Genomic DNA, 13,800 nt, shown 5'->3' with positions numbered 1-13,800 from the left:
CCCCCACTGAATTGGTCCACCAACTGGGATAGTATGATCCCATTTCAGGAGGACCAGAGATGGCTGGAAAGAGAGACAAACCCGAAGAGATCGTGCTGAAGCTGCGGCAGATTGAAGTGCTGCAAGGACAAGGCATGGGGATTGCAGAGGCGGTGCGCCAGATCGGCGTGACGCAGCAGACCTATTACCGCTGGCGCAAGCAGTATGGCGGTATGAGTCGGGATCAGCTCAAACGGCTTAAGGAGTTGGAGACAGAGAATATCCGGCTGAGGCGCGCCGTATCAGATCTGACGCTGGACAAGATGATCCTGACCGAGGCCGCCCGGGGAACCGAAGGTCAGCGTCAGCGAAACTTCTAAGCCCTTCCCGCCGTCGTCGATGTATCGACCATGTGCGGCAGACTCTCAGCGTATCAAAGCGCCGAGTTTGCCGCACCTTGGGACAGCATCGCTCGACCCAGCGCAAGGTGCCCATCGGTCTGCCCGACGAAGAACGGCTGACCGAGGACATCATCGCGCTGACAGAAGAGTTCGGACGCTATGGGTATCGCATGATCACTGGAATGCTGAACAACAGCGGCTGGCATGTGAACCATAAAAGGGTCGAACGGATCTGGCGGCGGGAGGGGCTGAAAGTCCCGCAAAAACAACCTAAGAAGTGTCGGCTTTGGCTGAATGACGGTTCTTGCGTGCGGCTGCGGCCGGAGCGTCCGAACCATGTCTGGTCCTACGACTTCGTCCAAGACCGAACCCATGACGGGCGGATCTTCCGCACGCTAAATATCATCGATGCGCTGCCTGGCAGGCTTTTGCGCAGCAAATGCCGAGAGGGAGTTCACGAAGGAGGCTCTGGTGATCCGTGTCAAACGCAAGCTGAATTCTACAGACGTGGTCGACGCATTGACCGACCTGTTCATTCTCCGCGGACCGCCGGAATACATAAGGTCCGACAATGGCGTCGAATTTATCGCCAAGAAGGTGAGGGCATGGATCGGAGCTGTAGGCGCGAAAACCGCCTTCATCGCGCCGGGTTCACCATGGGAAAACGGCTATTGCGAGAGCTTCAACGCACGGTTCCGGGACGAACTTTTGAACGGCGAGGTCTTCACCACATTGCGCGAGGCCCAGGTCCTGATCGAGAGATGGCGTCGTCACTACAACACCGTCAGACCTCACAGCGCCTTAGGGTACCGTCCGCCAGCGCCCAAAAGCATCGTCCCGATAGACCAGAGGCCGACCATGCACTAACATTCAAACTGGACCACTCGGTGGGGGCAGACCATTTGCCGACCTCAATATTTCAGGCGCAGAACTAAGTGATGCCGTTTTGCAGCGTTTCTTGAACGAATGGAAGCTTCCCGGTGAAGTCCCGCTATTTGCCAGTGGACCGCTTCGGTCTGATGAACGTGGAATTGACATCGATTGGGAATGTATCGTCGTTTCAGAGGAAGAGCATCAGGGACAGCTAAGGGAGCTTTTTGGTCATATAATCAGAACAGGCGGTAATAAATTGGTCGAGAGAGTTTACCCTCGAGGAACTGGTCGCTGGCAAGCAGAGCTCTGTATGCGTGGCTATGTTGAACCGAAATTTAAAATCAATGGCTTTTCGCACATTGCTGAACCTTTCACCGATCAAGTAGCGTTCACGTTTGGTCACGAAACAATCGCTTACTGGAAGTTTTGGCTGGAAGAGTGGTTTCCTGCGCGGTTACGAGGACTTGGTTCGAATTTCGCCGTGACTACATGCTGTTCGACCGGAGATCTTGAGAAGATTTCGAATGCTGTAGGCAGTGACCTCTATTTAGTGGTGAGATTGAGAGTTGCGGGTGAGAAATTTACTTCTAGTAAAGTGCAACAAGGAGATTACTTTGCAACGAAGAAGATCTATGAACGGCACAGCGCAAGAAAATGAGAAGCTTACCACAATATTGATTTGTGTCGGCTTTGGCAAAGCTGCTTTGCGGCAATGATCAATAGGATGAACGGTCGTGGCGCATTCCCTCAGCAATCAGCCGCATAACGGGCACATCCGCGGCCGGCACTCAACAATTCCCCGCCTTTTCCGCGAGATCTTTTCGCGCTTCCGGCGCACAGGATCGTAACCGCCCGATTGCCACCGCCTGCCTGAATTTTCGCTGATCTGATATGGCACGTTCATAGCGACGTCGTTTGCGACGTGTCTTATGCGGGGTTTGCGATGCGTGGCGATATTCTGGGACTGGAACGGCGACGGCGGTGGAGCGACGAGGCGAAGCTCGAGATCGTATTGTCGGTTGGGGCGGACGGCGCGACGGTGACGCAGGTTGCGCAGCGGCATGATGTGACGCGCCAGCAGATCTATTCTTGGCGGCACGAGATGAAGAGGAAGGGGTTGCTTTCGGCGTTTCCGGAGGCCCTGTTCCTGCCGGTGGAGCTGGAGATGCCGGCAGATCTTGCCGTGCCTGCGCCGAGTGTAGAGCCGGCGGCGGCGCCCCCTTCCAACATCGAATTGCAACTGGCCAATGGCCGCTGCCTGCGCTTCGACCCGGCTCTGGATACGGGCACGCTGACGCGTCTGATCCGCATTGTAGAAACCGCATGATCGGGCCGGGCACCGGGGTTCGAGTTTATCTGGCCTGCGGCGTGACCGACATGAGGAAGGGGATCGCAGGCCTGGCGGCCTTGGCGCAGGATCACCTGCGGCAGAAGCCCACCAGTGGTGCGGTCTTCGCGTTCCGCGGGCGTCGGGGCGACAGGCTGAAGCTGCTTCATTGGGACGGTCAGGGGTTTTGCCTCTACTATAAGGTGCTGGAGAAGGGCCGCTTTCCGTGGCCCGCGCGCGGTGACGGCGCAGCGCGGCTGACTTCGGCGCAACTCGCCATGCTCTGGGAAGGGATTGACTGGCGCAGGCCGGACTGGGGTGCGCCACCGGCTCGCGTAGGCTAAGAAATGGCGTTGAAACGCCTTGTTTTTATGGTCTTTCTTGGGGCCTTGTGGTATCAGGGCGCATGTCGAAAGCGGCCCAAACTCTTCCTGATGATCCGGCGCTTCTGAAGGCGCTGGTCGCGGCCTTGCAGGCGGAGAACGCGAAGATCTCGGCCACGTTGCGCGCCCATGACGCGCTGATCCAGACCCTGCGGTTGCGCATCGCCAAGCTGAAGAAGCAGGTCTTCGGCCAGTCCTCGGAAAAGATCGAACGCGAGATCGAGCAGCTGGAGCTGGCACTGGAGGATCTGCTGATCGCCGCGGCCGAGAGCGAGACGGCGCTCATGGAGGACGGCCAGGACAAGGGCGCGCTGGAAACGGCTGTCGCCGGCGAGGTCGCCGATCGCCCATCCCGCCGTCGACCCCGGGTCTCGGACAGCACGCCGCGCGAGCGGCAGGAGCTCGACCCTGGCAGCTGCTGCCCCGATTGCGGCGGCGACCTGCGGATGGTGGGTGAGGATGTCAGCGAGATGCTGGATCTGATCGCGGCGCAACTGAAGGTCGTCCAGATTACCCGCCCCAAGAAATCCTGCCGCCGCTGCGAGCGCATGGTGCAGGTGCCTGCGCCCAGTCGGCCCATCCCGGGCAGCATGGCCGGTGCTGGCCTGCTGGCCCACATCCTTGTCTCCAAGTTCGACGATCACCTTCCCCTCTATCGCCAGCACGAGATCTTTGCGCGCATGGGGGCCGATATCCCCGACAGCACGCTGGTCGACTGGTGCGGCCGCGCCATGAAGGTGCTCCAGCCGCTGATCGAAAGGATCGAGGCGGATGTCATGGTCAGCAACCTGCTGCATGCCGATGATACACCGATCCGGGTGCTGGACCGGTCTCAGCGCGACAAGGGGCTGGTCAAGGGCGTGAAGAAGGGCCGGATCTGGACCTATGTCCGGGATCAACGCCCTTGGGCAGGCACGTCGCCACCCGGCGCGGTCTATGCCTTCGCGCCGGACTGGAAGGAAGAACACGTCCATCGCCATCTCGCCCAGACCCGCGGCATTCTGCAGGCCGACGGATACAAGGGCTATGCCAAGCTATACGGCCCGGACCCTGACGGGACGCCCCGTCTGCGGGAGGCCGCCTGCTGGGCTCACCTTCGGCGCGACTTCCATGATGAATGGGGCAAGACGAAATCCGCAATTGCCCGCGAGGCGCTCGACCGCATCGGCGCGCTCTATGACATCGAGCGGGAGATCAACGGCTGTTCGGCCGAAATCCGTCTCGCCGCCCGCCAGAAGCTCAGCGCCCCGAAGGTTGCGGCCTTCTTCGCCTGGTCAGAGCAGCAGCTCTCGCTGATCCCCGGCAAGGGTGATCTGGCCAAGGCGTTTCGCTATGGGCTCAGCCGACGGGGCGCCTTCAGTCTCTTCCTCGAAGACGGCCGGGTGGCCGTCGACAACAATCCGGCCGAACGTGCCCTGCGCCCGATCGGCATCGGCCGGAAAAACTGGCTCTTCGCAGGGGCCGACACCGGCGCTGAAACGCTGGCCCGCGCCATGACCATCATCGAGACCGCCAAGATGAACGGCCTCAATCCGCAGGCCTACCTCGCCGACATACTGGCCCGCATCCACGATCATAAGATCAATCGGATCAATGATCTGTTGCCATGGAACTGGTCGCCGCTGACCACGCCTCAGGCGGAGGCCGCCTGATGGCAATCGTCAGCCACGTCTGCACCCTCGACCATGTCACCAAGATGCTGGGTGAAGACCCCGAGCTTCTGGAGGCCATCGTCTACAAGGACGACAATCTGAGCTATGGGGCAATCATCAGCGTCTATACCGGCCCAGACGAGACTATCACCGCCTTGACCGATGACGGTATCGATGAACTGAAAGATATGCTCAGGGACGCGCGCGTAACGACCGAAACCTGGCATACATTCCTCGACGACTTCGTCGACGACGAAGACCTCGTCGCTCGCATCAAGGCCCAGTCACCGCGGTAGCAACCGGTTGGTTACACCGGATCTGCTCCGTCTTTCATCATCTTTCACATCCTTTCACAGATCGACTGGTGTCTATCTGTGTTCAGATGTTCGATTATTCAAAACAGCGAATGGCCTGTTTCAGCGCTTATCCACATAAAGCGCCCCGCAAATACAATCCTGCGGTCAGGGCAATTTAAATGTGGATAACGCGTGCTGCGCCAATCAGCCTAATTTTTCAGGTGCCTGAGCCAGTCAGTTCCAGCCACTGCACGAGAGCGCGGCGGATCATTTCAGGTCGCGTAGGAACGTCCGTCTCTACGCGACGACGATCATCAATCGCGTCTATGAGTTCACGAGGAAGGCGCAGCGTGAGCGCTTCCGTATCTTTTTTTGGTGGGGCCATTAGAATTATACCATTATGATGTTGACATCGTAATGGTATAATTGCATATTGATCGGGCAGAAGCAAGAGATCCTACTCTCTCGTCTCCGCCCTAACCACATCGATCCTTAGGAGATCAATTATGGCTAATCATTTCTATAGCACCGGGTATTTCATTCCGAAAGCGCCGACGAGCTTCACGCATACGCCGGTGACGCGCGCGTTCATGGCGATGTTGCAGGCGCTGTCGGCTTACATCGACTCCGAGCGCGACCTTGAGCATATCGACAGCTTTGATCCGGCGGTGGACAGCTGGGTGGTTGATGCGGAGCGCAACCGCGTTGCGATGTTTGCGGCGCTGGACAGGCTGCGCGACACGCGGCTGACCCGGGCGCTGGATGTGCCGCTGCGGCGGATGGGAATGGTGACGCGGCTGCTAATCGACTGCGAGACCTCGGCGAGCTTCTTCAAACTTCTCAAGAGCGTGGATCAGCACGCGGATCTGTTTGCCTGCCCCGGAGAGGATCCGGTTGCGCGTCGCCTCCGCCTGATGATTGACGCGGCAAAGGCGCAGCTCAACGCGCTGGCACAGCTTGCCGAGCATAGCGACGTGATTGACGTCGAATTCACAGTTTCTGAACCGATGGATCTCGCGCCCGTCGCTTGACCGCGCCAGCGCCCCAGAGGCGCGGCTGCGCGCCCTGCCCTCTCCCCATCCTTGATTGCACCCACCGCTTATGGCGCCGCATCCGCAGGGCTGCGCTCCATTGGCCTGTGATTGTTCAATCCCCTCAGGAGACTTTTCCATGAATCCTCTTTTTATCCCCCAAGCGCCTGCGCTTGAACAGAACGCGGCCCTGCCGCCCCTCTATCACGGCGCGCTCCACGCCCATTGGGCCGCGGCGGCAAAAGCCAAAGGCTTTGATCTGATCGCGCGGGTGAAGGATCACCTGCATCTCGCGCTGCGCTGCCATATGTGCAGCGGCATCAACGTCACACGGCATTTTGTCGTGATGAACAATCAGCCGCTGTGCCACCACTGCATTGAGCGGCGGTGGCGCCAAACGGCCCTGTCTGCCGGACTGGGCTGGCTCGGACGCGATCAAAACAATCGCCATTACGGACATTACCGCCTGCCCTGCGGCCACGAGAGCCGCCGCCAATTCGCCTTTGTCGATCGGGTCGCGCGGGGCTTGGTCGCCGCGCGGTGCGAGACCTGCCTGACCGCGCGCGAAGCGGCGGAAGCGCGGCGCTTCAACTGGACGCGCCTCGGCCCCGATCCCGATGGCAACGCCAATTACCGGCACTATCAACATAGCTGCGGGCATCAGCAACGCATCGCGGTGACGAACATGCGCTGGGGCCAATGCGATTGTGCCGCTTGCGGGCAAAGCTGGACGTCCAAACCCTCCTTCCTCTACCTGCTGGATATCCGGTTTGAGGACCAACACTTCCTCAAGCTGGGCTATAGCGCGCATCCCGCCAAACGGCATCGCCACCAGCTGGGCCTGCCCAAATCGGCGCAAGTGGAGGTTTTGCGCGTGGTCGCGATGCCCACCGGCCACGATGCCTGCGCCATTGAGAAACGCGCCCATGCCGATCTGCGCCGCACGCATGCCGCCGAGATCGTCCCAGCGGAGGAGTTCAGCGCGCTGATGAATGTTGTCTCCGAGATCTATCGCCCACAGATTTTGCCCGTCCTGCAGCAAATGCTCGACCGCATCGAGAGCCGCGTCACCGCGACAGCGGGACAAGCTCCGGCGCGCAAATCTCCCCGCAAGCGGAGCCGCACATCGCGGTAACCGGAGACGAGACTGCGGTTGGTCATATGCGCCGGCATCCGGAAGATCGGACACGCAACCGGAAGCCGCTCAACCGGAGAATCCGGGAACCAGCCATAGCTGCGCGCTACCGGATCGCCGACGACATCTTTTCCGGATAATCGGCGACACATCGTCCCGCTAAGAACGTGGCCATTCCTATCCGGAAGTTTCGCAAAAAGCTGAATGATCTCATCGCTCCCCAGCCAGATTTTATCCGGCTGGGCCTCAAAACATCCCTACGCATCCATCCCAAACCTCGCCGAGCTGGCACGCGCCGCGCGCCGCCCCTTACTTTAGAGATCCGCCATGACCCAAACACCGCACATCCTCAGCACTACAACCGTCTCCGCCCCTGCCCCTATCCGGCCGGACTGGTGGTCCTTTGCCGCCCAATCCATCCGCCGGATGCAGAAGGCAGCAACCAGCCCCTCGCTGCAAACGCTCGACGACCTCACGGAAGACTTCGCCTTCGAGACCTCAACGCAGAAGGCCTCCGCAGAGACATTCGCGACACCGCTGGAGCTGTTGAATGCGGGCTATCATGTGCAGCACCTGCCCGACGCGCTGAGGGACGCAATCGCGCAAGCGGGGGACGATCCTGCCGCAACGGATGAGCACGGCCGCAGCCAGCCCGCTGTCCGCTTGCCGACGCGCAAACTCCTGCTGCTGATCCGCTTGGCGGCAAGTTTCGTATCGGCAAGCGCTCTGGCTGCGCGCCTCAAAGATGGCGCGATCACGGTGATTGAGGGCGTGCCCGAGGGGGATCTCGATCTGCTGCAAGACGCGCTGAGGCATCTTTTGCCGCAAGGCTGGTCACTGGGCACCAATGCGAGAGCACAGGCAAAGGCGAACTATCTCTGCTCAATCGCGCTGCAGGGGCTGGAAGGCGGCGCGATGACGCATGGCTTGAACGCCAATATCGCCTCCGTGATCGACCTCGCGATGCCGATCCTCATCGCCCTGCCGCCTATGGTAACGCGCCCGCCGATGCTGACGCCGGACACAACCCATACGCTCCAGCTCGCGCCGATCACGCCGGACGTGCTGATTGCCCTGATGCGGGCAACGCATTCCGCCACGGGCCGGATTGACGAGCTGGCCGTCCGGGCGGCCCTGCCAGAGGAGGCGCATCTCGCAAAGGCCGATCCAACACGCATCGCGCTCGCGCTGCGCGCCCCCACCGCGCGCAAGGTAGCGGAGCGCCTTGCAAACACCGCCAGCGCAGAGCCAAAACCCATCAGCAATGCGCCCAAGCTCGACGACTTCACCGGCAATGGCCCCGCCCTGCGCGCCGCGCATCAACTGGCGCGGGATCTGCGCGATTGGCGCGCCGGAGAGATCTCCTGGCACGCGCTGAGCCGCTCGCTCATCCTGTATGGCCCCCCGGGCACCGGCAAAATCTGGCTCGCGCAAGCCATCGGCAACAGTGCCGGTTTCACCGTGGTGACGGGGAGCTTCGGGGAATGGCAATCGCGCGGACATCTCGGCGATATGCTCAGCGCAATGCGCGACACCTTCGCTGAGGCCCGCAGCAACACGCCTGCGGTGCTGATCATCGACGAGATCGACTCCGTCGGCTCGCGCGAAGCCCCTGACCGGCGCAATCAGCTCTATCACCGGCAAGTGATCAACACGTTCTTGGCGGAGATGGATCGGGTCGCACGCGAGGAAGGGGTGATCGTGATCGGCACCTGCAACCACCTGCACCAGATCGATCCGGCTGTCCTGCGTGCGGGGCGGTTCGACCTCAAAATCGAACTGCCGCTCCCGAGGGCCGAAGCCTTGCTAGGCGTGCTCAAACGTCACCTGCAGGACTGGCCAGAGGCACATCTTCGTGGCCTCGCCACTCTGTCGGTGGGCCTGAGCGCCGCCGATGTCGACGCCACAATCCGGCAATGCCGCACCAACGCGCGCGGGGCCAAGCGCGCATTGACGCTGCAGGATCTCCAAGACGCGCTCAAGCCGCAGGATGATCCAAGGCTGGATTGGCGGGTGGCGCTGCATGAATGCGGGCACGCGATTGCAATCAAGGCGCTCAGCCTCGGCACCGTCCAGCGTATCGCCCTGCACCGCGCCGGCGGGGGCCTCGTCGACTGGCACCAGACCCGCGCACAGATTTTGCTGCGCGATCACATGGCCGCCCTCACCCAGACCATGGCAGGGCGCGCCGCCGAACAGCTGATCCTAGGCGAGGTCTCCTCCGGTTCGGGCGGCGGCGATCAAACAGATCTCGCAAAGGCGACAGAGCTGGCCATCGCGCTTCACACGCAATTGGGGCTGGGCGACTTCGGCCCCGTCTGGCTGGGTGAGACCCGCACAGCACAACTGCTGTCAACACCGGTCTATGCCCGCATTCGCGCCCATATTGAGGAGGCCGAAGCGCAGGCCCTCTCGATCCTCTCCACAAACCGCGCGCTGCTGGAGCAGATGGCCAAAGCGCTGCTCAACACGCGGGATCTGGATGAGGTCGAAGCAAACCACTGGCTCGCGAAGGTCGAGATGGTGGCCATCCCGTAGCCGTCAACACCGCCGCGCGGGCGCTCATCAGCAGCGCCCGCGCGGGGAGTCACCCGCAACGCCCTCCGCCCTTTGGATGGCGCCGAAGACCGCCCATCCCCCCCCTACCGCTCGACGCAAACTTCCTTCGCCGATGGAGTCAGCCAAACTACAGATAACTCCCTCCGGGTAATATTTTATCCAACGCCGCCGTCCGACAGCACGCCGCTCCGGCCGCCAAAATGGCCCCGCCAGGGGTAGGTTATCCACAAAATCCGTCCGTTTCGCCGGCAAAGCCAGCAATTCGCGCGCCAACCCTACACTCCCCCGAGGTATACTGATGACCACAAGCAACGGGACACTTCCCGCACAATTCATCAACTTAGACCGCTCAAGAGCATGGCTTTTGAGCGCAGGGGAGCACTCGGCCGATGGCACGGGATATGAGGGATATTGCCAAACGGAAGGACGCGGCCAAACCGGCAGCGGCCCCCGCTTGCGCAGCCCCCCCGAACACCGCGCTTGCCAAAACTGTTGCGCAGAACGACGCGCCACCGCATCCTGCCCTCGTCGAACTCGTTCGCCTTCTGGCGCGCGAGGCCGCACGGAAGGATATTGCCGCCCAACGCCCCAACAAAAAATGAGACCGTCATGACCGCCTTGCGACAGGGATCAAAACCGAGGGCCGCGATCTACGCCCGCTATTCCACCGATCTGCAATCCGCAGCCTCGATCCAGGATCAGGCCCGCCTGTGCAGCAGGGTTTGTGCGGATAACGGCTGGGAGGTCGTGGAGACCTTTGCAGATGAGGCGATGAGCGGTGCCACGCATCTGCGGCCGGGATTTCAGGCGATGCAGCAAGCCGCAATGAACGGCGCATTCGATATTATCGTGGCCGAAGCGCTCGACCGGTTGTCGCGCGATCAGGAGCATATCGCCGCGCTGCACAAGCGGATGGGCTTTCACGATGTGAAGATCTTCACCAAGGCCGAAGGCGAGATCAATGAGATGCACATCGGCCTTGGCGGCACGATGTCGGCGCTGTTTCTGAAGAACCTCGCGCAAAAGACGCATCGCGGGCTCGAAGGCCGGGTGCGGGACGGCAAATCGGCAGGCGGGATCAGCTATGGCTACCGTGCCGTAAAGACCATGCTCGCCGATGGCACCGTGACCACCGGCGAGCGGGAGATCATCGCCGAAGAAGCAACCATCATCCGCCGGATCTTCGAAGGCTATGCCTCAGGGCTTTCCGCCCGAGCAATGGCTGCTCAGCTCAATGCCGAAGGCATCAGCGCCCCCGATGCGGGCAAAGGGGATGGCACATGGGGCCCTTCGACGATTTCCGGCAACTGGAAACGGGGCACAGGTATCCTCAATAATGAGCTCTATATCGGCCGCCTGATCTGGAACCGGCAAAGGTTCGTGAAGGACCCAACCACCGGCAAGCGTCAGGCACGCCCGAACCCGCCACAAGACTGGGTGATCGAGGATGTCGAAGACCTCCGCATCATCGAGGATGACCTGTGGCACCGGGTCAAAGATCGGCAAGGCGCGATCCGGGCCGAGATGAACCCGGCCGGTGTTAAAGATGGCCGCTTGCGGCTAGAGCGGGCGAAGCGCCCCGGCTATCTGTTTTCAGGCTTGCTCAAATGTGATTGTTGCGGCGCCAGCTATACGCTGATCAATAAAACCCGCTATGGCTGCGCGGGCGCGCGCAACAGGGGCGCGGCGATCTGCACCAACCGCGCGACGATTGAACGGGAGATCGTCGAGGACCGTGTCCTGACAGGCCTGCGCGACCGCCTTCTGCATCCCGATCTGATCAGCACGTTCGTTGAGGCATACCGTCTGGCGTTCAACGCGACGGCGGCGGAGGCCGTAGCCGCGCACAAACAGGCTCAACGCGATCTGGCTCAGGTAGAGAAGAAGATCAGTGGCATCATGGCGGCCATCGAGGATGGGCTTTATCAACCGAGCATGAAGGATAGGCTGGCGACACTCAAATCCGAGAAGGCGACGCTGAGCAGCCTTCTCGAAACGACCCCGGAGCCCCCTGCCCTGCGGCTGCATCCGAGCTTGTCGGACCTCTACCGCACCAAAATCCGCAACCTGTCATCGGCGTTGCAAGACCCAGGCCTTAAGATGGAGGCGACGGAAGCGCTGCGCGGGCTGATTTCGGAGGTGCGTATGATCCCCGATGTGGACGCGCCGAACGGTCATCGCATTGAACTTGCGGGGGAATTGGCGGGGATTTTGGCATTGGGGGAGGCAGATACGACAAAACCCGCGCTTTTTGCACGGGCTGGGTCGGAAACGATGGTTGCGGGAGTAGGATTTGAACCTACGACCTTCAGGTTATGAGCCTGACGAGCTACCGGGCTGCTCCATCCCGCGACGGTGTGCGATTTGTTGCACGTTAGCCCCTTGGGCGGTTAAGCTTTTGGGGTTTTTTGAGTATCGTTTGAGAGAATATCTTGGTTCTTACTAGGTTTGGCGGTGACCTACTCTCCCACGTCTTAAGACGCAGTACCATTGGCGCGACGGCACTTAACTGCCGGGTTCGGAATGGAGCCGGGTGTTTTGCTCGCGCTATGACCACCAAACCGAGAAAGAACCATGTCCAAGTCAAGTCACTGACGTTTATTGTGTATACTTGTTGATCGTAGAGTTTATCTTCTACTGGATCAAATCAAGCCTATCGGGCAATTAGTACCAGTCAACTGAATGCATTGCTGCACTTACATCTCTGGCCTATCGACGTGGTGGTCTTCCACGGCCCTCAAGGGATACCTAGTTTTGAAGGGGGCTTCCCGCTTAGATGCCTTCAGCGGTTATCCTGTCCGGACATAGCTACCCAGCACTACCGTTGGCACGATAACTGGTCCACCAGTGGTCCGTTCACCCCGGTCCTCTCGTACTAGGGGCAACTCTTCTCAAGTATCCTACACCCACGGCAGATAGGGACCGAACTGTCTCACGACGTTCTAAACCCAGCTCACGTACCTCTTTAAACGGCGAACAGCCGTACCCTTGGGACCTGCTCCAGCCCCAGGATGAGATGAGCCGACATCGAGGTGCCAAACGATGCCGTCGATATGGACTCTTGGGCATCATCAGCCTGTTATCCCCAGCGTACCTTTTATCCGTTGAGCGATGGCCCTTCCACTCGGGACCACCGGATCACTATGACCGACTTTCGTCTCTGCTCGTCTTGTCAGACTTGCAGTCAGGCAGGCTTCTGCCATTGCACTCAACGAGCGATTTCCGACCGCTCTGAGCCTACCTTCGCGCGCCTCCGTTACTCTTTGGGAGGCGACCGCCCCAGTCAAACTACCCACCACGCAGGGTCCCGGATCCGGATAACGGACCGCGGTTAGACATCAAGAGTGCGAAGGGTGGTATCTCAAGGGAGGCTCCACAGAAACTGGCGTTTCTGCTTCAAAGCCTACCACCTATCCTGCACATCACAATCCTGATGCCAGTGCGAAGCTATAGTAAAGGTGCATGGGGTCTTTCCGTCTAACCGCGGGTAGTGTGCATCTTGACACACAGTTCAATTTCGCTGAGTCCACGTTTGAGACAGCGGGGAGATCGTTACGCCATTCGTGCAGGTCGGAACTTACCCGACAAGGAATTTCGCTACCTTAGGACCGTTATAGTTACGGCCGCCGTTTACTGGGGCTTCAATTCAGAGCTTGCACCCCTCCTTTTAACCTTCCAGCACCGGGCAGGCGTCAGACTGTATACGTCGCCTTACGGCTTCGCACAGCCCTGTGTTTTAAGTAAACAGTCGCCACCCCCTAGTTTGTGCCCCCTACCCAGACTTGCGTCCGAATAGGGCCTCCTTCTCGCGAACTTACGGAGGCATTTTGCCGAGTTCCTTAAACGTGGTTCTCTCAAGCGCCTTGGTATACTCTACCTGTCCACCTGTGTCGGTTTAGGGTACGGTCTTGCGGAGGGCTATTTCCAGGAACCCCTAAGCAGCCCCTCCAATCCGATAAGGAGGAACTACACTCGGGATCCGTCACCATCTCCTGGCCCAGGAATATTAACCTGGTTCCCATCGACTACGCCTTTCGGCCTCGCCTTAGGGGCCGGCTTACCCTGCTCAGATTAGCTTTAAGCAGGAACCCTTGGACTTTCGGCGAGAGGGTCTCTCACCCTCTTTGTCGCTACTCATGTCAACATTCTCACTTCTGATCACTC

General features: G+C 60.2%; 10 protein-coding genes, 1 tRNA gene, 2 rRNA genes and 1 pseudogene (1 of these 14 running past the window's edge). 10 read left to right on the top strand and 4 right to left on the bottom strand.

Features of this window, described 5'->3' with window-relative positions; all coding sequences use genetic code 11:
* Window positions 1-59: 59 nt before the first annotated feature.
* From SJY32_RS01760 to SJY32_RS01735, 6 genes and pseudogenes are all read left to right on the top strand, one after another.
* Window positions 60-1,247 (top strand): annotated as a pseudogene (locus tag SJY32_RS01760) (IS3 family transposase).
* A gap of 79 nt (window positions 1,248-1,326) precedes the next feature.
* Complete coding sequence (locus tag SJY32_RS01755) at window positions 1,327-1,911, top strand: hypothetical protein (RefSeq protein WP_376870859.1); 585 nt, start codon at window positions 1,327-1,329, stop codon at window positions 1,909-1,911.
* A 285-nt stretch (window positions 1,912-2,196) separates the two neighbouring features.
* Window positions 2,197-2,580, top strand: coding sequence for a transposase (locus tag SJY32_RS01750; protein WP_376870856.1), 384 nt, complete (start codon window positions 2,197-2,199; stop codon window positions 2,578-2,580).
* Window positions 2,577-2,924, top strand: a complete 348-nt coding sequence (tnpB, locus tag SJY32_RS01745) for an IS66 family insertion sequence element accessory protein TnpB (RefSeq protein WP_376870854.1) — start codon at window positions 2,577-2,579, stop codon at window positions 2,922-2,924. Before SJY32_RS01750 ends, tnpB begins: the two co-directional genes overlap by 4 nt.
* Window positions 2,925-2,986: 62 nt before the next feature.
* Complete coding sequence (locus SJY32_RS01740; RefSeq protein ID WP_376870851.1) at window positions 2,987-4,615, top strand: IS66 family transposase; 1,629 nt, start codon at window positions 2,987-2,989, stop codon at window positions 4,613-4,615.
* Entirely contained in the window at window positions 4,570-4,911 is a 342-nt protein-coding gene (locus SJY32_RS01735) for a hypothetical protein (RefSeq protein ID WP_376870849.1), read from the top strand. The genes SJY32_RS01740 and SJY32_RS01735 overlap by 46 nt, the downstream gene beginning before the upstream one ends.
* A gap of 217 nt (window positions 4,912-5,128) precedes the next feature.
* Here SJY32_RS01735 and SJY32_RS01730 read toward each other — a convergent pair whose 3' ends face one another.
* Window positions 5,129-5,296, bottom strand: a complete 168-nt coding sequence (locus SJY32_RS01730) for a ribbon-helix-helix protein, CopG family (RefSeq protein ID WP_376870847.1) — start codon at window positions 5,294-5,296, stop codon at window positions 5,129-5,131.
* Window positions 5,297-5,417: 121 nt separating this feature from the next.
* On the opposite strand from SJY32_RS01730, the gene SJY32_RS01725 reads away from it, so the two are divergent.
* From SJY32_RS01725 to SJY32_RS01710, 4 genes are all read left to right on the top strand, one after another.
* Entirely contained in the window at window positions 5,418-5,942 is a 525-nt protein-coding gene (locus SJY32_RS01725) for a hypothetical protein (RefSeq protein WP_376870845.1), read from the top strand.
* Between the two features lie 139 nt (window positions 5,943-6,081).
* Window positions 6,082-7,077: a hypothetical protein gene (locus tag SJY32_RS01720; protein WP_376870843.1), complete on the top strand. Its 996-nt coding sequence runs from the start codon at window positions 6,082-6,084 to the stop codon at window positions 7,075-7,077.
* 327 nt (window positions 7,078-7,404) lie between these two features.
* Window positions 7,405-9,615, top strand: a complete 2,211-nt coding sequence (locus tag SJY32_RS01715; protein WP_376870840.1) for an AAA family ATPase — start codon at window positions 7,405-7,407, stop codon at window positions 9,613-9,615.
* 630 nt (window positions 9,616-10,245) lie between these two features.
* Window positions 10,246-11,955 (top strand): recombinase family protein, encoded by a 1,710-nt coding sequence (locus SJY32_RS01710; protein WP_376871038.1) that lies wholly within the window; start codon window positions 10,246-10,248, stop codon window positions 11,953-11,955.
* Here SJY32_RS01710 and SJY32_RS01705 read toward each other — a convergent pair.
* The 3 genes from SJY32_RS01705 to SJY32_RS01695 all read right to left on the bottom strand — a co-directional run.
* Window positions 11,912-11,988 (bottom strand) — tRNA-Met (locus SJY32_RS01705). The genes SJY32_RS01710 and SJY32_RS01705 overlap by 44 nt on opposite strands.
* Before the next feature lie 94 nt (window positions 11,989-12,082).
* Window positions 12,083-12,197: ribosomal RNA gene (gene rrf / locus SJY32_RS01700) — 5S ribosomal RNA — on the bottom strand.
* Between the two features lie 82 nt (window positions 12,198-12,279).
* A 23S ribosomal RNA gene (locus SJY32_RS01695) occupies window positions 12,280-13,800 on the bottom strand; it runs 1,314 nt beyond the window's last position.

Source organism: Albirhodobacter sp. R86504, assembly GCF_042466415.1.
Classification (GTDB): Bacteria; Pseudomonadota; Alphaproteobacteria; order Rhodobacterales; family Rhodobacteraceae; genus Albirhodobacter.
Note: the sequence above shows the minus strand (reverse complement) of the source record. Positions and strands in the feature narration are given on the sequence as shown.